Genomic DNA, 20,769 nt, shown 5'->3' on the forward strand with positions numbered 1-20,769 from the left:
TAATTCGATATAGGGTGTCGTCCGATACCCTCATCCTCTCTTCATTTACAAATATTTAAAATTCTTGGTAATTGTTTGTGCCAAAGTTGTGATTTTTTACCTTGAATTACCGCTATTTTCCCTGAAAAAAGTTGTCCTTTGACCCCGAATAGGTTAAAAAGTTACTCGTAAGAATAAAAATAGTGCAATTCCTAAGAATTGCCGACTCGTCAACAACCAGGGAGTAACTATGAATAAACGTAAAGCGATCGCTAATGCGGTCAAGACAGCTTTATTTGCAACCTCCGCAGTAGGTTTGCTTGCCAATCCCCTCTGGGCAGCAGAGGAAGAAGAACAAGAAGGTCAAAAGGTAACCGTCATTGGTTCGAAAATTCGTACTGATGAGCAAAACGATACTGTCCCAGTCGAAGTTATTATGGCAGACGAAGCCTTGGATCGAGGTTTCGTAAGTGTTGGTCAACTGCTTCGTCAATCTACCTTAGCTTCGGGCTCTTCTCAGGTCACTGCAGCCACTTCAAATGAATTTGTTCAAGATGGTGGACTTGGTGCACAAACACTGTCGTTGCGTGGTCTTGGTGCGAATCGCACGCTCGTTCTTCTCAACGGCCGTCGTGCTGGCCCAGCCGGTACACGTGGATCGGTATCTTCTTTTGACTTCAACACGCTTCCATTAGCTGCAGTAGAACGTATCGAAATACTTAAAGATGGTGCTTCATCTCTGTACGGTTCAGACGCTGTGGCCGGTGTAATTAATATCATCACTAAAGATGGTGACGGCGGGGCTGTTGATGTTTTTACTGCCCAGCCTGCGGATGAAGGTGGTGAGCAGTATCGGGTGAGTGGAAGCTGGGGTAAGAGCTTCAGCGCTGGTAGCTTCCGGGTTACAGCCGACTTTAATCGTCAAGATGAATTGCGCCGCGGTGATCGCGATTTCTTCGCATGTGGTGAGCGTTTTTACTTTAACCAAGACGGTTCACGAGCCGACATTATCGACCCTCGTACTGGCAAACCACAATGTATCGATTTATTGTGGGGACACGTTTGGATGTATGACTATGGGGCAGACAATGCTGACGTAGATACTTTCAACCTAGCTCAATACGACTACGCTGGTGACCTTGCATCCTACATAGCAAACGGCTATGTACCAACAGTAGGCCCTGCTGATGACATTTTTGATATTGTTATGCCTGCAGGTTGGTTTTTGACCAATGGTACAACTCCAGTTGTTAATGGTGATCATCCATTTCAAGATCGAGAAAGCTTGATTCCAAAGGTCACTACAAAAACAGTAATGGCCGATGGTGATATCGAACTAGGTGATACAGCTCGTCTTTATAGTGAGTTGTTATTGAATCGTCGTGAGGTTAAATCTCAAGGTTATCGCCAATATTGGGGCTATGTTTACAACGCAAACTCTCCGTTTTTTGCATCAAACCCTCTAAATGCTGGGTGGGAAGGTGCGCAATGGATGAGTCCAACGGCAATCACTGATCACGATTTTGACACTAATACAGTAGATTATTCGCGATTTGTATTAGGAATTGATGGCGAACTTGGAGAATGGTTTTATGATTTCTCTTTGCAGCGGTCTCATTCAAGCGCAAGTTATACGTCTGCTGTAATATACGACGACGCTATCTCAGATCAAAACTGGTTGAGCGGCTCATGTGCTGGGACAACAAGTTCTGTCCGTGGTGTCGATTGTGTGGATATTCCATGGCTCGATCCGCAATTGCTGGCGGGTAATATCACCGATCAGGCGTTAAGAGATTACTTGTTCGGTGTTGATACCGGCACGACTCTTTATGATCAAACAACGGTTGAGGGTCTTTTCACTGGTGATTTGTTTGAAATGCCTCACGGTTATGTTGGCTCTGCATTCGGCTTCCAATATCAGCGTGATCAAATAAAAGATACTCCTTCTGATACTGTGTTAGCGGGGAACGCATGGGGAGCGAGTTCGGCAGGCATCACTCAGGGTGCTATTGAGCAATATTCACTTTATGGCGAATTGAAATTACCTGTTTTACGTGATTTACCGGGAGCTGAGCGAGTTGATGTTTCTTTATCCGCTCGTTATACGGACGCACCAGAAATTAGTAGTGAGACCACTTATAAAATTGGTCTTGCATGGGAGTTTGGCGGTGGTTTCACTCTACGTGGTTCTAAAGGTACTTCTTTCCGTGCGCCTGCGTTGTTTGAATTATTCCTAGCTAATGAAACAGGTTTCTTACGTCAATCAAACGTTGACCCTTGTTTCGATTGGGCTGATGAATTGGCTCAAGGTAACATCACTCAGACAGTGGCAGATAACTGTGCAGCTGATGGAATAGCTCCCGATCACACTCCCTCAATTTCTGCGACAACTCTACGAGGCGGCGGCTACGGTCAGCTTGAAGCCGAAACTTCCGATGCGCAAACCTGGGGTATCATCTGGCGACCTGATTTCATCGATATGAGCGTATCGATCGATTATTTTGACTTCCTCATCGAAGGAGAAGTTGCAACTTTAAGCGCGGCATCGATAGTAGGCCGTTGTTATAGCTCTGAAACTTTTCCTAACGATCCTTTTTGTGATTTATTCGAGCGACGTGATGCGGATGATGGAATTGATAATATCAATCAGAAGTTTATTAACGTAGCCCGACAAACCAATAAGGGTTATGACTTCCGGTTTGATATTACAACCGAGTTGCCTTTTGGTGAGCTATTCATTGAAACTGAACACACCATTCAAGATGAAGCTACTCGGCTATCTTTGCCTGGGTCACCAGTTTCAGATTTGAATGGAAGAATCGGTGATCCAAAACATACGGCGAATTTGACGGTTCGTTTTACCAGAAATGACTGGTCGGTTACCTGGTTCACTAACTTCATTGGAAAAGCTGACAACTACGATGTTCCAGGCGAACAATCAGAGTTTACGTTTGTTGGTGAAAACAGCTCTAACCCAAGAGATGTAAGTTTAGTACTTGATGCTGGTGGCACTTCATACCATACGCTTTCATTCACTCACACGAATATTGCAGATGGTTTAGAGTTAACGGCGGGTGTACGTAACATGTTTGACAAAACACCTCCTCAAATCAGTGGTGGCGCTACAACTCAAAGAATCGGTACAGCGGCTTTCTATAGCCAATACGACTTCATTGGACGTAGCTACTTTGCTAACTTAAGCTACAAGTTTTAATTCCAATTAGAACTTCAAAAAAGCCGACATTTGTCGGCTTTTTTGTTATTTTAAAGAAAAAAAATTTTAGAAGTACATCATGCCTCGAATCATTGCAAAACCCGATAATCTTAACGAACTTAATTCAAATTATGAGCAAGTTGCTCTTCAAGCCCCGCTTTTTTTGAATTCAGTTCCTAAGTGTGGAACTCACTTAATCAAAAACATTTTTAGAATGTTTGTTCCCGTAAGTCAGCAATATCATAAAGAATTTATACAAATACCTATTTTAAAACAACACTTAGACGCATTTAAAACAGATGAGCCTAAATTAAGTTGGGGACATCTATTATTTTCTGACGACTCCGCGTACGCTTTGAATGGCGTAAAGCAAATTGTTGTTGTTCGCGATCCTTATTCATGGGTTTTAGCTCGAACACGCTTTTTTCTGTCGGATTCTTTTCAAGGCGATTTAGAACATTTGAAAAATGGTAACTTCTCGCTAGAACAAATATACAACATGATGATATTTGGTGTTTATCAAAGGGCACCATCGTTAAACGAAATTTTTACTCATAATGCAGTGTCATGGTTAGGAACGGGAATCCAGTTAGTTCGATATGAAGACATGGTGCATCATGTTAAAAACATTAAAAGTGAAGCTGCTGAACAATATTTTTCTGAGTTGTTAAGTCCGTTAGGGCTGTCTCAGCTTCCGAAGGATTGGCGAGAGCGAATTAAAGTTGGTTCGGATCGTAAGCAAAGTGGGACATCACGAGAAAACTTATACGGTAAAAAATACGATATACCGGATGAATTACCCGAAATTCAAAAGCAACTTGTTGATTACGCAGCTCCTGGATTAAGAAAATTATTAGGTTACGAATAGAATTATGACTGAACGAAATGTTCTGATTGTTGGCGGTGGTTCCTCGGGTTGGATGGCAGCAGCCTACTTACAAAAGGCACTCAATGTTGAGGGGCTACCACGAGTTAAAATTACGTTACTGGAATCTCCTGATATACCAAGAATATCGGTGGGTGAAGCCACTATACCTTCAATACGACATTTGCTTGCGGTTATTGATGTTAATGAGTTGGAATTCATTAAAGCCACAGACGCCAGTTTTAAGCAATCCATCAAATACGTTAACTGGGTAAAAAAAGATAACACATTTTACCATCATCCCTTTTCCAGAATTCGTCGACAACCCATTGATCTAGCTGGTGAAGAGTGGTTGGCAAGTGATCAGAAAATTCCGTTTATGGAAACCTGTTCTGAACAACCGATCATCTGTGAAATGGGGCGCGCTCCGCTCATGATGAAACCGTGGGACATGGGGGCTCCGTTAACTTATGCCTATCATATGAACGCGCAAAAGTTTGCAGACTATCTACGCGATATATCGGTGCCACGAGGTGTTAAGCATATTCTTGCGAATATGACCGGTGTTTCTTTGACTGACAGTGGAGCAATAAAGAGTGTTTCAACGGATACTGGCGAAGAATTAACAGCCGATCTTTTTATTGATTGTACTGGTTTTAGAGCAAAGTTAATTGAAGAGCAATTAAACGTTGGCTTTGAAGATTGCTCTAAGTGGTTGTTGTGTGACCGAGCTGTCACTATGCATGTTCCTTATGATGAATATTATCCAGGAAAAGTCAGGCCATACACAACGGCAACTGCATTATCGAATGGTTGGATTTGGGATATTCCAATGCAAAATCAACGGTCGATAGGCTATGTTCACTCAAGTCATTTTATTGATGAAGACATCGCTGAAAAAGAAATGAGATCTTATCAAGGTGGGAATACCGAAAAACTTAACTCCCGCTTTGTTCATTTTAAAGTAGGACGTCGGCACAATAACTGGATGAAAAATTGTGTTGCTATTGGCTTATCTGGTGGATTTATTGAGCCGTTAGAGTCTACCGGATTGTATTTGAGTGATCTAGGCACTGTTATGTTAGCCGAGTATTTTCCATACAGCGATGACGATATGGAGTCCATGTCATTTCGATATAATCGAATTTTAAGTAATCGTTTTTATGAGGTCTTAGATTTTATCAATATGCACTATTGTTTAACTCAGCGAACAGATACCGAGTTTTGGAAAACCGTACAGCAACCTGAGCATATAAACGATCGATTAAAAGCGAAGTTTGAATATTGGAAAGTAAAACCGCCAAGCAAATCCGATTTTCAAGATAATGCATTTTTTACTAATACAAATACGAGTTCTTTTTACGAACTAAAAGGGGCTGATAATCGATTACCTATTGATACAGCTGCACTTTGGAATCATGAGAGCTACGAATGTATTTTGTATGGAATGCATTTTTTAAAAGACAAATGCGATGAATGGTATGGAATAAATCGACCAGCCCTTTCGGTTCATCCTTATATTCTGCAACGCTTACAAATGGCGAACCAAAAATTACCACCTCATGAGTTCTGGCTGCAAAATATTGCTGGAATGAAACAATATAAAATGGCTTACCAACCTCACGGTTGGGTTTGTTAACGAGGAATTAAAAATGAAAACTCGCAAAGTTGTAATTGTCGGTGGCGGTTCCTCGGGTTGGATGACAGCAGCTTATTTAAACGCTGCGTTAAGTCACAATAAAAGAGCAAAAGTCGAAATTACCTTAATCGAGTCTCCCGATATTCCGCGAATATCAGTGGGTGAAGCTACTGTCTTAAGTATGCGCCATCTGATAGCGACTATTGGCATCGATGAAGTTGATTTTTTAAAAGCGACAGATGGTTCATTTAAACAAGCAATAAAATATGTTAACTGGGTTGAAAAAGATGATTCGTTTTATTATCACCCTTTTAATCGTTTTACTCCGAAGCCACTCGATCTAAGCTCAAAACTTTGGTTAGCCAGCGATCGAACATTGTCTTATACCGATACAGTGACAATTCAACCTCACTTATGCGAGCTGGGATTTGCACCTAAAACTTTGGGTGAATGGAATCTAGGCGCACCCTTTAGTTATGCTTATCATATGAATGCTCAAAAGTTTGCGGATTTACTGACTAATATTGCGGTGAGTCGAGGCGTGGAACACATTAAAGCGAATATGACGGACGTCAATTTGCGTGAAGACGGTAGTATTCATTCGATAGAAACCGATCAGGGACATATTCTCACTGCCGATCTTTTTATCGACTGTACCGGATTTCGAGCAAAATTAATTGAAGAAAAGTTAAATGTTGGATTTGAAGATTGTTCACAATGGTTGCTTTGCAACCGTGCCGTTACGATGCATGTTCCTTACGATAAATTTTATCCCGGTTATGTAAGACCATACACAACAGCGACTGCTTTATCGAATGGATGGGTGTGGGATATTCCCATGCAAAATCAACGTTCGATAGGTTATGTTCATGCAAGTGACTTTATTTCTGAAGAGGAGGCGCTTAAGGAGTTACATGCATACCAAGGCGAAGGATGTGAAGAGCTTCCGGCGCGAACCATTCACTTTAAGGTAGGTCGACGACATCAAACTTGGTTTAAAAATTGTATATCGATAGGTTTGTCAGGTGGTTTTATCGAACCGCTTGAATCAACCGGATTATATTTAGCTGACCTCGGTGCAGTTATGTTAGCCGAGCACTTTCCATATTCCGATGAAGATATGTCGGTACTCTCGCAGCGCTACAATCGAATTATGAGTAATCAATTCTATGAAGTGCTGGATTTTATTAATATGCATTACTGTTTAACGAAAAGAACCGATACAGAGTTTTGGAGAGAAGTTCAAAAACCTGAGAGAATAAATGATCGTTTAAAAGCAAAGTTAGAATTTTGGAAAGCAAAACCACCCACGTCCGCTGACTTTGAAGATCAATTTTTTCCGGGGATGAGTTTCCAATCTATTAATGAAAGCAATACTGGTGGTGACAATCGACCATCAATTGATACTTCAGGAATTTGGAATAATAAGAATTACGAATTTATTTTATACAGTATGGGATTTGAGAACCACTTTAACCATCATTGGCAAGGCTCTATTCCTGCCCAAACACCACCTGCGATTCAAAGGCGTTTTGATATGGCGAGAAACAGCCTTGCAAAACACGATGAATGGTTAAAAAAGGTGGTGGGTATGAAAGAATTTAGTGAAGCGAAAAAGCCAGTCGGATGGGTATAAAAAAGAGGAGCTTCTGCTCCTCTTTTTTATACATTTATTCGGATTTACTTCCGATGTGCTTTTCTAAAAAGGCAAACATTTTTTCAAATTGCTCTACTCTGTTTTCCAGATCATAAAACCCATGTCCTTCATATGGCTTAACTAGAGTTTCATACGGATGACCGACCTTATCTAACGCTTTTTGCATTCGGTACATATTGTCAATTGGTACACGTTCATCCCTAGCACCGTGAATAAAAAAGATGGCTGCTTTAATTTTGTCAGCGTGATAATAAGCCGACCTTTCTTTCACAAACTCTTCATCGTAGGCATTCCAGGCATCATGTAAGAATTTTCTACCATTTTCAGATTCTGCGGTATCGCTTTGATCGACCTGTACTTCTATGTCGTAAACTCCAACAACACCGATTGCGCATTGGTATAAATCCGGTTCACGAACTACTCCCATTAGGGCTGCATAACCGCCATAACTTCCACCATATATGCATACTTTATCTTTATTAGTGTATCCCTGATCGATAGCCCATAAGGTTGCATCAGTGAGATCATCTTGCATCTCTGCGCCCACTTGCCGATAAGCATCATATTGAAAGCTTGCTCCTCGGCCGCCCGAACCACGATAATTGACTTGCAAGACACCATACCCTCGGCTTGCTAGAAGCTGAGCTCTGTTGTCATAACCCCATACATCTTGTACGCCATAAGGTCCGCCATGCACATATAACACGAGTGGTGCCTGTTTTTTTCCTTTTGGCATTGTAAGGTAGCCACGAATTTCCAGTCCATCTCGAGCCTCAAAGGATATCGGTTTCATCGGAGCAAGTTTTTTACGATCGATCCAAGGGAAAGTCTGAACTAAGTGTTTTACTTGGAAGGTTTTTCTATCGAACAAATAAAAGGTACCTGGGTTAGTGTCGGACCGGACACTGACCATTGCCGATTTTCCATCATCAGTGAAATCATATAATCTTACTTCTTGGCCGGGAAAAGCTTTTTCGAGTGAACGGTGTGTCTTGGCCATAGGGTGGGACGGATCAAAATAATCAGTCACATAATACCCCGGCATTCTTTTGATACCTATCAATTTAGGCTTAAGAGGATCTCCATCAGTAATCTGCTCTTTTATCTCTGCGTCATCATCTATATCTAATATTTTAGTTAAAGATTTATCCGCTAATTTTAATCTGAAAATTCCTCTACCTATATTTGAATCAGATGACTCAACAATTAAACTTTTTTCGTCCTTCCCAAGTCTCAGAACATCTAAAGTAATATTTTTAGCATCAAATTCTTTGAATAGTTTCCATTCTCCTTTTTCATCCTTAATGTAAATCCAAGTAAGTTCCTCTTCATAATCTTCGCCGGTTGCTACTCTTATTGTGCCGCTAGAGTCGGCAATCAATCCCCCATTTTTTACTGGACTTCTTTCAACTTTGTATTTTCTCCCGGTATAAATATTGAGTCGATAGGCGGTCGCAAATCCATCGTCCCATTTAACAATTAAAATATGCTCATCATCATTATGAAGCATACTCATTATTCTAAAAAAAGAGGGCCATTCGTCGGGTCTGCCGGCAGAGCCCTTGGTAGGCATAAGCTGAGCTGGGCGGCTGCCATCGATATTCCGGGCGAACATATATCCCGTATCTGCGGGCTGATCAAGAGGACCAACCTTTTTCTCAAGGGTATAGTAGATTCTTTTGTTGTTAATCCAGCCGAAATTCCCAACTTGCTCGTCCTCACCATCAAAGTTAATGAAATGTTTGGGTTTCATATTTTTTAAGTCAAAAACAACTAGCTTCTTTTTTCCTGTTGCTTCAACAGACGCCAAGATATGTTTACCATCGGGAGATAAAGAGACGAATGTTATGTCGCCAAACTTCATATAATCTTCGATAGATATTAGATCTTTATCTGCTGAAAAAAGATGGGTCGATATCCCTATAATTAATAGGAATTTAACGATATTTTGAATCATTGCGTATCCTTTCGTGGGTTGATTTGGTTTGATTTTACGCATTAGTCAATCATAAATCTAATTTTCTTACAGCGAATTGAGTGAAGCTTAAACAAGTTGGTTGAGTGAATAGGATGAAAGATGTGCAGCTATATTCAGTAGTTCGCAAATAAAAAAGGAGAACTATCAGCTCTCCTAATATTGGGAAAAGATAAAAACTTTAAATTTTTCAGAGTCTAAAGTTACTTACGCAAAAAGGTCGTATTCGTCGGCTGATTTAATGGTTACCTCTACCATATCTCCAACTTCTAAAGACTCTTCAGTTGCAATTTGCACGCGGCCATCTATCTCAGGTGCATCGTATTTAGTTCGACCTATTGCGCCCGTATCGGTGATTTCATCGATTAACACGTCCATGCGCTGGCCAACTTTTTTCTGCAAGCGCTCAGCACTGATTTCTTGTTGAACGCGCATGAAGGTTTCCCAGCGATCTTGCTGAATGTCAGGATCGATATGATTTGGCAGCTGGTTTGCGGTGGCACCATCGACGGGTGAATATTTAAAAGCACCAGCGCGATCGAGTTGAGCTTCATAAAGAAAGTCAATCAATTCTTTAAAATCGTCTTCGGTCTCCCCGGGAAAGCCTACAATGAAAGTACTTCGAATAGCCAAGTCTGGGCAAATATCTCGCCATTTTTTTATACGATGAAGCACTTTTTCACTGGCAGCTGGACGCTTCATGTTTTTTAATACTTTTTGACTGGCATGTTGAAATGGGATGTCTAAGTAGGGAGAAATTTTTCCTTCCGCCATTAAAGGAATAACATCGTCAACATGAGGGTACGGATAGACATAATGAAGTCGTACCCAGGCGTCGAGTTTGCCGAGTTCCTGGCAAAGCTCTTGAAAACGTGTTTTAACCGGCATACCGCCCCAAAATCCGGTTTTGTACTTTACGTCGATACCATAGGCGCTCGTATCTTGTGAAACCACCAATAATTCTTGAACGCCATTGTTAACCAGATTTTCCGCCTCTTGCATAACGCTACCTATATCGCGACTTCTTAATTTACCGCGCATCGAAGGAATGATGCAAAAAGTACAGTTGTGATTGCAGCCTTCGGAAATTTTTAAATAGGCGTAATGTTCAGGTGTGAGTTTTAATCCCGCTGGCGGAATGAGATCCATAAAAGGATCATGCGCTGGCGGTAAGTGTTCATGTATTTGTTGCATGACTTCATCATAAGCATGAGGGCCTGTTACTGCTAATACATTAGGATGAACTTCTCGAATAGTGTTTTCTTTAACACCCAAGCAACCTGTAACGATAACTTTACCATTTTCAGCTAAGGCATCGCCGATAGTATCGAGAGATTCTTGAACTGCTTCGTCAATAAATCCACAGGTATTAACAACGACGACGTCAGAGTTATCGTAACTATTGGATAGCTCATAACCCTCTGCTCTTAGTTGAGTAATAATGCGTTCTGAGTCCACGGTATTTTTAGGGCAACCAAGACTGATAAAGCCAACGCTAGGTATTTTTGATGTCATAATGTGGAACTACTCAGAGGTTAATAAATTTTCGGTGTTTCGATTCAGCAAACGTGGATGACTTTCGTCAAATGCATATTCGAGTGCTGACGATAATAATCGGTTTAATTGATCGTTGGTTTCGCCTAACTTTTCCAAAGTTTTAACCAGTAATCGGTAAGATTCTAAGTTGGGCTTTATTTGGATTGACCGTGATAAGTATTCTTTTGCTTTGCCCCACAGTTCATTATGAAAACTCAATTGTCCTAGTGTACTGTGTAACTGCCAATCGTTAGCTCCTTCTGCTTTAAAGGATTCTGCGAAGTTTAGCTGACTTTTATTATCTCGTCCTGCAGCACTGCCATACCAATAAATAAGGTCGTGATGATAGCCACGCTTGAGTGTACTTCTCAGAATCGCTTCTGCCTCTGCTTTTGCGCCCAATTCAATCAATAATTGAGCATATACGCAGACATAACGACGGTTTTTCTGGTATTCGGAAGACAAACTTTGCCAGCGCTGTTGAAGTTGTTCGCAGCCTTTTTGTGCTTCAAGCTTTAATAATTCAGCAGTACATTCAAACTCAATTTGCAAAAAGTGATCGGTATTAAGAATTTGGTTTTTCTTAATTTCAGGCAGTAAGTCGTATAATTTTGTCCAATCTTTAAGGCGGTAATAGCATTTGCCTAATAATTTTAATACGTAAGGGTGTCTTTGTCGGTGTCCCCATAGTTGAGCGAGTGATGCAAGTGCATGCTCGAACTGCCCGCTTTCATATTGTAAGTCAGCCTGAGTGACGCTCACTGCAATGTTTGCATCGGGTTCATTTTCGGCGGCTTGTTGCAAATAGTCGTCACGCTTAACAAAGTCTTTTTGCTCTTGCGCTGCTTTTGCAGCCAACAAGTAATTTATCAATCGGTTCTCTGCTTTTTCGGCACTTTTATTAAAAAGTTGCTCAGCTTTTTCAAATCGTCCTTCGGTTAATGCGATGAGTCCGGCCAAAGTTTGGTTTCGTGATTTCTTCTCGCCGCGATGATCTTTCCAGCGTTTGAGTTGACGCCCTGAACGTTTCACAGACATAAAAAACCAGGACAAGACAGAAATGGCAATAATGAGCATTAATAGTAAAGCACCAAACAACCAAAGGCGCATCTCTATCGCGTGCTTGTCCCAAGCTAATATCACAAAACCTTCTTGGCTTTTAATAATCCAAGCCATTATCGCGCCAACGATGATGGCAAGTAATCCGAGTCGAACCAACTTCATGGTTGGTCCTCCTCATTATTTACTGAAGATTTTTGATCGGTAAACCATTGCAATCGTCGCTGTTCGCGTAACTCTTCAATAATAGGTAAAGCACGAAGCTCATACGAAATCTTTTTGTTGAGTCGCTCTTCTTTGAGCGCTTCAATTTCATTTAGCATTTGCTTTGAAAGTTCATTATTCGCAAAATACTGTGTAATCAGTTCTGACGCGGCTGTTAGTCGCGACTCAAAATACTCTTTGTTTTCTTCAAGAGCTGCTGTTTGTGCTTGCGTTATGATCAGCTGCAATGTGGCTCTTAATACGGATTTTTGATTCGGCGTTAGTAAAGGCGGAACTTTTTCATCATAAGGATGGTATTTAAAAGCTTTGTCGCTAAAGTCTTCAAGTGTGACCATAAGTTCATCAAACCATTCTTTATGTTGCTCTTCTTTCAGCTCCTCCTTTTTGGGAAGAATTAGGGTTTGTGGCTCTAGATTCATAGAAAGATTTTCGAGTGATGTTAGTTTGAGAAGAATGGGTGATAAATCATGTTCGGGAATACTCGCCAAATAGGTAATATCGTCACTTATGGCTTGTCTAAGGTTCGCCAGTTGCAAATCGGTTACGCCCTTCAGGGTATCCTCTGCCTGAGCGACAAGCGCCGTTGCCACTGAAATGCTGTTTTCGAACGCGATTTTTTGTTCGGCAAGCTTTAAGTAATAGTGGGCTTGCTCAATTAACCACTCTTGCTTGCCTTGGCTCGAGAGAACTCTTAATTTATCTTGCGTAGCAGCAAGCTGCTGGCGGAGTAGGTTTGAGGTGCTTTCTGTTTGCTCGAGCTGAGATTTTGTATTGGAGAGATCTTGAGTCTGTTTAGATAAATCAGATCGAAGCGATTCCACCAGAGCGACTTGACTTTGAATGATGTTATCTTGTTTTGTTAGCTGTTCATTTAGCGACTGCTGGGTATTGTATTGCTCATAGGTATTCCAACCGCCAAATCCCAAAGCAATTAATACAAGCAAGATAAGGAATAATATTGAACCAGAAGATTTGGGTTCTTTTTCGTTATGTTTCAGCACCATTTCTGGAGAGTCGGAACTGTCACTGGACCTAACGTCTGAAATTTCAGGCGCAATGCTCTCTTGCTCTTGTGATGCATTTTTACTTGAAACATTGGGTTCATCCGACGTATTTGATGACACCTCATCACTAATACTTGGGTTTGTCGGCTCGTCTGCAGTTTCAGGGGATGCTGCATCGGTTAGTTGTTCGTCTTTGTTCGATTTGTTTGAATCTGGATTGTTTTTTTGTTTATTTTTGTTGGCCATAAAGACTTCCCATTACAATGACATAGCAGAGCGGATAATATCTTCTGTAAGAGCACTTTGGCTTCGTTTAACAATAGTGTGCTCCAACTGCCTGGCAATGTTTTCGAGCCGCTCACTGGTTACTAACAGTTTAACAGGTTTGTCCAGACAATGGCTAAGGTGTTGTAATGCTTCGTTGCTAGAGATAACCCAAATGGCTTCTAGCGAATTTGTTGGTAAATTGTCATGGATGTTTTGGCAAGGCACAGCGACTCTCTGATAAACCTCAAACTTAGTAACATGAGCACCTCGCCTAGTGAGTTCTGATTCGATAGTGTCGCGTCCACCCAGTCCGGAAATTAAAGAAATACTTTTGTTTTTACAGTTTAGAAGGTTTTTTAGAGAAAGTAAGTCTTCACTTGTAGTGCGTACGGGATATTCAACATTAGTGATTCCCAAGTTCGATAGTGCCTCAGCTGTCGCTTTTCCTATGCAGTAAACGGACAGCTGATTTAGCGATTGCCAGTGTTCTTTGTTGACCAGGTTATGAGCAAATTGAACAGCATTCGGGCTGACGAATATGACAGAGTCTTTGAATGCTGGAATGGAAGTGTCGATTTTTTCTATTGTCAGTAGAGGAATCGACACTGCTTTCAAACCATTCGACTGTAAGCCCTCCATTAACGGTGCCGCCTGGTGGCTCGGGCGTGTCACCACAAAGGTTGTCATAGAGGGATTAGTTTTTGTGGAGCAGGGGTTGAATGATTTTGTCGGCGCCTTGCTCTTTTAAAGCCTCACCGACCATTGCTCCGAGCTGTTTGGCTTCGGAAATGGGTGCTCGATGGCTGAACTTAAGTATGTTCACTCCGTCAAGTGAGCCAACTAAACCACGAAGGTAGAGTTGTTCCTGATCTTCGTCGTATTCAGCGTAAGCACCGATCGGAACTTGGCAGCCGCCTTCCAGGTGATGCGACATGGCACGCTCTGCAGTCACTCGAGCGGCGGTAATGCGATGATTAAGTGGGGCGAGTAAATCTTTGGTCTGCTGATCGTCGCTACGACACTCTATTCCGACAGCTCCTTGGCCCGCAGCGGGTAAAATTTCTTCAGGAGTAAGTTCAGACTTGATTCGATATTTCAAATCAAGGCGGAGTAAACCTGCTGAAGCGAGAATGACGGCATCGTAATCGTCATCATCCAACTTTTGAAGTCGGGTTCCGACATTACCGCGCAAACTTTTGATCTTTAAATCGGGTCTTAGTGCTTTCAATTGGCATTGTCGGCGTAAGCTCGAAGTGCCAATTATCGCATCAGAAGGGACTTCGCTAATATTGGCATAGATGTTAGAAACAAATGCGTCGGTTGGATTTTCGCGCTCGCAAATAACAGCAAGCTCCAGGCCTTCGGGGAATTCAGCAGGAACGTCTTTCATTGAATGGACAGCGATATCGGCTCTTCCTTCAAGCATTGCGACTTCGAGTTCTTTGACGAACAATCCTTTACCGCCAACTTTTGCCAAAGGAGTATCAAGAATCTTGTCACCTTTGGTAACCATTGGGACCAGTTCAACTTGAATATCACTGTGCAAATCTTCCAAGCATTTTTTAACAAAATGTGCTTGCCATAATGCAAGGGGACTGCGACGAGTTGCGATACGAATTAAAGACATAAACTACTTAAGTAAACCTCATCATGTATATATTAAAATCTTAGCATATAAGACATAGGAAACGGAGTAATGGTTCAAGGTTATTTTGGTAAATGTCTAAATATTATATGCATGAAGAGCGTAATGCATAAAATAAGTTGCATTAATTTTCCGTGTCGTTTTAATGACTAAAGTTGTTTAACTAACTTCCTTATTTCCGCAGCATGACGACGGCTGACTTCAAGTTCGTCTTCACAGTCTTTTAAGACGATGAAAAGATGTCCTTTTTCGTTTTTCGTTAATCCATGAATGTATTGTTTATTAACTAACGCATTACGATGAATTCGTACAAATTGGTCTGAAAACTCTTTTTCTAATTGCTTTAACGGATCTTCGATCAATGTCTCTCCGCCTTTATGCTTAACATTGATGTATTTTTGATCGGCTTGAAAGTAAAAAATGTCGTTAACCGGAACTAGTCTGACTTCACCTCTAATTCTTGCCGAGATATGTTTGCGATTGGATGCGTCGGGAGTTTGTTCTACCGCTTTTTGAATTTGAATTGAATTTAAACGACTGGCCTTAGCAATAGCTTTCGCGAGGTTTTCACGATTTATTGGCTTAAGTAGGTAGTCAATGGCATTCACTGAAAATGCATCCAGCGCATAATCATCATAAGCGGTGACAAATATAACGGCTGGTGGGTTCTCGAGTTGCATCAGGTGACCCGCGGCTTCCAATCCATCCATTTCAGGCATTCGGATGTCTAAAAACACCAAGTCTATTGATGTTTTATTACATATATCAAGCGCTTCGCGACCAGTCGATGCCTCAAATACCTTGGAGTTTGGATTCGACTCGGCAAGCATTCGTTCTAATCGTTGTCGTGCGAGTGGTTCATCATCGGTTATTAATAGATTCATCGTTAAGCTCTGGTATGGTTACCGTGACACTGTATTGGTTTTGTTCTCGATTAACCTTCATTGTAGCCAATGGTCCGTAGCGAATACTAAGACGTTGTTCAATGTTTGACTGAGCCATCTGGTTACCGCTTAAACCAGGATCATCCGGTAAAGGGTTCGAAACCTTGATTTGGACACCCGTTGTTTTGTTTTTGATCGCAACCTGTTCGATATTAATCTCGATTAAACCGCCTTCTGCTAGCCTTTGAATGCCATGATAGACTGCATTTTCCACTAGCGGCTGTAGGGTAAACGGCGGAATCGTAAATTTCTCACTGTCGATATCTTGTAATGCAACATTCCAATTCATCGTCAGTTTTGGGCCTAAGCGCTCTTTTTCAATTTCCAGATAGTTTTTACACAGTTCAATTTCTTGCGACAGTGAAATTAAGTCACCCGCTGGTTTTAGGCTTGAACGGAGCAGTACAGAGAGGTGCTCTAGGGTAGATTCTGCACGTTGCGCATTAATTGCTATCAAACTGGCAATTGTGTTTAACGTGTTGAACAAAAAGTGCGGCTGGATTCTTGCTTGTAAGGCTTTAAACTGTGCTTCACTTTCTGACACTATGCCATTGAGCACTTGCTGTCTCAGATAAAGATAGCGCATCCAAACTAAGGTTATGAGAAGGGCTGAGAGGGTGTTTCGAAAAATAAACCAAGATTGCTCTTGATGTTGAAACCAGACAAGAGGCTGGTTGTAGAATAGAAATAAGGCGGCCAAACTTGCGAGCATTGTGACAAATGAGACGCTGGCGCAGGTGAATAAAGTCACGGATATGATGGAAAGGTCATTTAGCCATCGCCTTAATAAACACAAAATCGCTCCGCTGCCCAGACTGACCCATAATGTAAACAAACTATTTTCACCTAATTGCAGCCAAAACGAATGATGTATTTGATGAGTTAATAAGGTAAACAATACAGCCAGTAACTCGGATAAAAGCACTAACATGAAAACCCGCGGTAACTGACAAAAGTCAGGGATAATCCCGCGCTCCGAGGCTTTAATTGAGTTCAACGACTCCATGCAAGTCCTATTCGGATTGTAATTGAAGCGTTAAGCGGTTCATATCATCGACTAAGCTTTCTCTTACTCGATCAAGTAAGATGCCACTAGAGTCTCCTTTGCGCCAATAAGCTTCTCCATAAACCAATTCAAAGTCGTATCCTGCATTTTCCCGGGCAATGTGTTGCTCGACGGCAGCAGTGATTTTTGACTTTAGGATTTTGCCGGCTTCTTTATTCGTTTCGGGCAAAACGAGCAAAAACTCTCCGGATTGCGAATAGCCAATCATATCCGCCCAGCGCAATTCATCTTTTAGCAGCTGCGATAATTGATTGCTAATCTTAACTGGGACAGAACACAGCTCGTCTTGGTCGAACATCAATAGTTTGACTTTTAAAATAGCCAGTGGGTTTTGATACCGCCGACTGCGGCTGACCTCATAATCTAAGAATTGAATCCAATTGGGGCGCTTGGGAATAGGAGAATAGACGGATGGCGAATCACCTTCTGGAGTATTAAAGGTTATCGCTCGAAAATAATGGGCTGTGTAATTAGGATTGCTGGGAAGTAATGCTTGCCAATGTTCCAAGTGAAGCGCTTGATTTCTTTCTTTATTGAGTAGATGAAACGTCTTTTCTTCATCGTCGCCAGCTTCAAGAGGCAGTGAAGACCAGTGTTTCCCCTCAATATTTTCGGTATTTTCATTAATCCAGGTGGCAAACTGTCCGTTACTCCAAATTATCTTGCGATTTTCGTCTAGAATTACAATACCAAGTTGGGAGATATTAAGTATCTCCGATAAAGATTTTTGGTAATCGAATGTTGTCGTATTTTGCATAATTTGGACTGACTGGTTAATGAATCGGGTGACAAACGGGCTGTACTTGTATAGCCTGAGTAGCTTCTTTAACCATAATTCATTCCTGCATAAATGCCAATATAATCAGCGTGTTGTGTGGACAATTACTAGGCAGCTTATAGCTTCATGGGGCAAAACTCATCATCCGATTCAATGGCGAATTTGGAAATCGATAAAAAGCGACTTAAGCAGTTGCAGCATCGATTCCTTGAGCTTAATGACCAGAGAAAAAGCCTACTTGAGCAGAATCTGAATGAACGAGAGAGTAATTTTCTCGAGCTGATTCCATTTCTTTTTCATATAAACCACCCTACTTTACCGGGATATGTTGGTAGCCAAACACCTTGTGGTGTCGCAAATTACGAAGTTTCTCGAGCAACACTTCAGCTGGCTAAAAAATACGCCCGTAGTCTCGATTATAGTCCGCGAGCGGTCAGGCAGATACAAATTGATGCAATTTATTTAATGGGCAGCGCGGGTTCCATTGCGCATTCATCCCACAGTGATTTAGATATTTGGGTGTGTTGCCGGAAAGAATTGAATCAAGAGCAGCGTCAATTACTGCGTGACAAACGAGATGCGATTCATAAATGGGCGAAAAATCAATCGATAGATACCAGCATCTATCTTGTTGATGAAAACGATATTCTCGATAGTAGTGCTGAGAACGAGCAACAAACAATTAAGTCTGGATTGTTGCTAGATGAGTTTTACCGCACACAAATTCATCTCGCTGGTCGGTATTTACTATGGTGGCTGGTTCCTCCTGAGCAGCGTGCTGACTATGCTAAATTTGCGAGTAAATTAATTGATGAACGTCATGTTCAACGGGATGAATGGATTGATTTTGGCCCGGTTAAGCACATCGAGATCGAAGAGTTTTTATCAAATGCGCTTTGGTATATTAACAAAGCGCTAGAGTCTCCTTATAAGACGGCATTAAAACTGGTTTTGATGGAATCTTATTTGAGCCAGTATCCTAATGTGCAGCCGCTAAGTAATGACTACAAGCAGTTTGTTTACGATCTTATGGATAATGCGACGGTGGTTGACTCTTACTTATTAATGCACCGAAAAGTTGAAGAGTATTTAATATTAAATAATCAAACAGATCGCCTCGAGTTTGTAAGACGCTGCCTTTATCAAAAAATTAATGAACGCGTCATTAAACAAGGTAATCAATTAAAAGAAACGCGAAAAATAATTGAAAATCTGGTTGATGAATGGCACTGGAACGTACAAAAACGAAAGCTTTTTGACAACAAAGCGAATTGGGACATCAATCAAATAGGTAATGAAAAGCGTTTGTACATAAAACAGCTAATCACGAGCTTTCGGACGATTGGGCAGTTCATAAAACAACACGAATTGTTTTATAAAAAGTATAAAATGCAGTTACTTACCTTAAGTCGAAAAATTAGCGCAAACCTGGAATTAACTCAAGGAAAGATAGAACGGGTTAATATTAATTTTGTGCCTCAAATGGTAGACAAACACTTGTCACTCGTTCGTCAAACGAAAGCGCGAGATTTAGAACTGTGGAGCTTTTATGACCGGGCGATCAGTCATCAAGAGACTTATTCTGCGGAACCGGTGTATCAATGTGGATCATTGCTCGAATTACTGGTTTGGGCGAAGGTAAATGGGCTACTTTCCGAAGGTACTGCTGTTCAATATCGTGACTCAAAACAGCAACTGCAATACGATGAGCTAGAACACTTAATACAAGAATTGCTTGCCAATGATTATTCGAAAAAGAAAGTAGGCGATGAGGTTTATCAATCGCCGCCAGTTGTTAATGAGATTTCCTGCTTTATTAATGTAGCGCAAGATAAATTGACTAATATTGCAAAGCAAGGAATGCACATTATTACTAATAAGAATGATCCTTTTTGTTATGGCACAGACTGTTATAACTTAATTGAAACCATTGACCTGTATTATGTTAATAGTTGGGGGGAGCAATTTGTTATCCACTTCAAAGGTGATACCAGTTTGTCCGAAGCTGCTATTGCTTTATTGGAATTAATCGAACGGCAAGATAAAGAACCATTGCTCAAGTTTTTCAATTTTTCATCCATGCGATCGGCTGAAATTATTAATCGTGTTAAAGGCTTGTATCGTCAATTAATCAGTTGTTACCAAGAAAAGCAGGGCGCAATCACAAAGTATGTCTTTCGTTTAGGTATCAAATATTGCGTGGTTGAAAAGCAGGGTGAGCGTTTTGTTGTTCATCAGTTTAATGATGAAGAGAAGTTATCAGAATTACTGATTAATCAGTTCAATGATTATCAATTAATTCAACTCGATCCAAGATGTTTTACCGATCCAGTCATTCAAATAGCGCTTTATAAGAGCAGTCGAGGTAGTCATACTCTGATTGTTAACCCTCATATAGGATATAAAAATTCCTACTGTTTTATTGATCAGCATGGTGGTTTGGTTTACGGCTTTTTTAGTCATCATGATATACATGAAAACGTTAATGAGCTATTCAAGTGTTTGAAGAACAGCTGTCATGATTATGATCCTGATTTAACCTATATTCATACACTGAATAAAGATCAAAGTTTGAGTCGATATGAGAAAGTTAACCAAGGTGAGTCGTCTTCTCTTGGGCTAACTATTACGGTTGAATCGAAAGACGACTCCAGTGAGTCAGAAAAGCAACATTTGATTGTGCAAGCTAAAGGCAAAGAGTTTCGCTTTGATCGGCGCGCTCCAGACCTCTCCTTACAATTTAAGCGCTGGTTAGACCGAGCGTTCGAAGCCAGTTTTGACGATATTTATATCGAAAAACTGAATTTGCACATACCGCAAGAGTTGCTGACCGAAGCTAAAGTTTTGCTTGAAAGAAATACCATTTTCCGTGAGCTCACAGAACAAAGTCAATAAACGACAAAAAGCACCGTTTTG

At 41.0% G+C, this 20,769-nt stretch carries 14 protein-coding genes; 5 read left to right on the top strand and 9 right to left on the bottom strand.

What is annotated here, in order from left to right:
• Nucleotides 1-229: 229 nt before the first annotated feature.
• From FAX86_RS06910 to FAX86_RS06925, 4 genes are all read left to right on the top strand, one after another.
• Complete coding sequence (locus FAX86_RS06910) at nt 230-3,193, top strand: TonB-dependent receptor domain-containing protein (protein ID WP_144392602.1); 2,964 nt, start codon at nt 230-232, stop codon at nt 3,191-3,193.
• A gap of 79 nt (nt 3,194-3,272) precedes the next feature.
• The gene (locus FAX86_RS06915; RefSeq protein WP_144392603.1) at nt 3,273-4,061 is read left to right on the top strand and encodes a hypothetical protein; all 789 of its coding nucleotides are present in this window, start codon (nt 3,273-3,275) and stop codon (nt 4,059-4,061) included.
• Between the two features lie 4 nt (nt 4,062-4,065).
• Nucleotides 4,066-5,697 carry a tryptophan halogenase family protein gene (locus tag FAX86_RS06920; protein ID WP_246128513.1) on the top strand — a complete coding sequence of 544 codons (1,632 nt, stop codon included), beginning with the start codon at nt 4,066-4,068 and terminating at the stop codon, nt 5,695-5,697.
• Nucleotides 5,698-5,710: 13 nt separating this feature from the next.
• On the top strand, nt 5,711-7,333 hold the full coding sequence (locus FAX86_RS06925; protein ID WP_144392605.1) for a tryptophan halogenase family protein: 1,623 nt from the start codon (nt 5,711-5,713) through the stop codon (nt 7,331-7,333).
• A 34-nt stretch (nt 7,334-7,367) separates the two neighbouring features.
• Here the strand turns inward: FAX86_RS06925 and FAX86_RS06930 are convergent, their stop codons facing one another.
• From FAX86_RS06930 to FAX86_RS06970, 9 genes are all read right to left on the bottom strand, one after another.
• Entirely contained in the window at nt 7,368-9,353 is a 1,986-nt protein-coding gene (locus FAX86_RS06930; RefSeq protein WP_144392606.1) for a S9 family peptidase, read from the bottom strand.
• Between the two features lie 183 nt (nt 9,354-9,536).
• Nucleotides 9,537-10,844: a 30S ribosomal protein S12 methylthiotransferase RimO gene (gene rimO / locus FAX86_RS06935; protein ID WP_144392607.1), complete on the bottom strand. Its 1,308-nt coding sequence runs from the start codon at nt 10,842-10,844 to the stop codon at nt 9,537-9,539.
• A 9-nt stretch (nt 10,845-10,853) separates the two neighbouring features.
• Nucleotides 10,854-12,089 carry a heme biosynthesis HemY N-terminal domain-containing protein gene (locus tag FAX86_RS06940; RefSeq protein ID WP_144392608.1) on the bottom strand — a complete coding sequence of 412 codons (1,236 nt, stop codon included), beginning with the start codon at nt 12,087-12,089 and terminating at the stop codon, nt 10,854-10,856.
• On the bottom strand, nt 12,086-13,399 hold the full coding sequence (locus FAX86_RS06945) for a uroporphyrinogen-III C-methyltransferase (RefSeq protein WP_144392609.1): 1,314 nt from the start codon (nt 13,397-13,399) through the stop codon (nt 12,086-12,088). The genes FAX86_RS06940 and FAX86_RS06945 overlap by 4 nt, the downstream gene beginning before the upstream one ends.
• Before the next feature lie 12 nt (nt 13,400-13,411).
• Nucleotides 13,412-14,059 (bottom strand): uroporphyrinogen-III synthase, encoded by a 648-nt coding sequence (locus FAX86_RS06950; RefSeq protein WP_164503489.1) that lies wholly within the window; start codon nt 14,057-14,059, stop codon nt 13,412-13,414.
• Between the two features lie 55 nt (nt 14,060-14,114).
• Nucleotides 14,115-15,047 carry a hydroxymethylbilane synthase gene (hemC, locus tag FAX86_RS06955; RefSeq protein WP_144392611.1) on the bottom strand — a complete coding sequence of 311 codons (933 nt, stop codon included), beginning with the start codon at nt 15,045-15,047 and terminating at the stop codon, nt 14,115-14,117.
• 167 nt (nt 15,048-15,214) lie between these two features.
• Nucleotides 15,215-15,949 (bottom strand): LytR/AlgR family response regulator transcription factor, encoded by a 735-nt coding sequence (locus tag FAX86_RS06960; RefSeq protein ID WP_144392612.1) that lies wholly within the window; start codon nt 15,947-15,949, stop codon nt 15,215-15,217.
• On the bottom strand, nt 15,927-17,015 hold the full coding sequence (locus FAX86_RS06965; RefSeq protein ID WP_144392613.1) for a sensor histidine kinase: 1,089 nt from the start codon (nt 17,013-17,015) through the stop codon (nt 15,927-15,929). The genes FAX86_RS06960 and FAX86_RS06965 overlap by 23 nt, the downstream gene beginning before the upstream one ends.
• Nucleotides 17,016-17,022: 7 nt before the next feature.
• Entirely contained in the window at nt 17,023-17,832 is an 810-nt protein-coding gene (locus FAX86_RS06970; protein ID WP_144392614.1) for a nucleotidyl cyclase domain-containing protein, read from the bottom strand.
• Between the two features lie 147 nt (nt 17,833-17,979).
• Here FAX86_RS06970 and FAX86_RS06975 point away from each other — a divergent pair, with 147 nt between their 5' ends.
• Nucleotides 17,980-20,748, top strand: coding sequence for a class I adenylate cyclase (locus FAX86_RS06975; RefSeq protein WP_144392615.1), 2,769 nt, complete (start codon nt 17,980-17,982; stop codon nt 20,746-20,748).
• Nucleotides 20,749-20,769 lie beyond the last annotated feature (21 nt).

The sequence above is a fragment of the Pleionea sediminis genome (assembly GCF_007570825.1).
Lineage (GTDB): Bacteria > Pseudomonadota > Gammaproteobacteria > Enterobacterales > Kangiellaceae > Pleionea > Pleionea sediminis.

What these genes read in the sequence shown, in the direction of transcription:
- FAX86_RS06910 (WP_144392602.1), top strand. Translation starts at nt 230, where the DNA reads ATGAATAAACGTAAAGCGATCGCTAATGCGGTCAAGACAGCTTTATTT.
- FAX86_RS06915 (WP_144392603.1), top strand. Translation starts at nt 3,273, where the DNA reads ATGCCTCGAATCATTGCAAAACCCGATAATCTTAACGAACTTAATTCA.
- FAX86_RS06920 (WP_246128513.1), top strand. Translation starts at nt 4,066, where the DNA reads ATGACTGAACGAAATGTTCTGATTGTTGGCGGTGGTTCCTCGGGTTGG.
- FAX86_RS06925 (WP_144392605.1), top strand. Translation starts at nt 5,711, where the DNA reads ATGAAAACTCGCAAAGTTGTAATTGTCGGTGGCGGTTCCTCGGGTTGG.
- FAX86_RS06930 (WP_144392606.1), bottom strand. Translation starts at nt 9,353, where the DNA reads ATGCGTAAAATCAAACCAAATCAACCCACGAAAGGATACGCAATGATT.
- rimO (WP_144392607.1), bottom strand. Translation starts at nt 10,844, where the DNA reads ATGACATCAAAAATACCTAGCGTTGGCTTTATCAGTCTTGGTTGCCCT.
- FAX86_RS06940 (WP_144392608.1), bottom strand. Translation starts at nt 12,089, where the DNA reads ATGAAGTTGGTTCGACTCGGATTACTTGCCATCATCGTTGGCGCGATA.
- FAX86_RS06945 (WP_144392609.1), bottom strand. Translation starts at nt 13,399, where the DNA reads ATGGCCAACAAAAATAAACAAAAAAACAATCCAGATTCAAACAAATCG.
- FAX86_RS06950 (WP_164503489.1), bottom strand. Translation starts at nt 14,059, where the DNA reads ATGGAGGGCTTACAGTCGAATGGTTTGAAAGCAGTGTCGATTCCTCTA.
- hemC (WP_144392611.1), bottom strand. Translation starts at nt 15,047, where the DNA reads ATGTCTTTAATTCGTATCGCAACTCGTCGCAGTCCCCTTGCATTATGG.
- FAX86_RS06960 (WP_144392612.1), bottom strand. Translation starts at nt 15,949, where the DNA reads ATGAATCTATTAATAACCGATGATGAACCACTCGCACGACAACGATTA.
- FAX86_RS06965 (WP_144392613.1), bottom strand. Translation starts at nt 17,015, where the DNA reads ATGGAGTCGTTGAACTCAATTAAAGCCTCGGAGCGCGGGATTATCCCT.
- FAX86_RS06970 (WP_144392614.1), bottom strand. Translation starts at nt 17,832, where the DNA reads ATGCAAAATACGACAACATTCGATTACCAAAAATCTTTATCGGAGATA.
- FAX86_RS06975 (WP_144392615.1), top strand. Translation starts at nt 17,980, where the DNA reads ATGGGGCAAAACTCATCATCCGATTCAATGGCGAATTTGGAAATCGAT.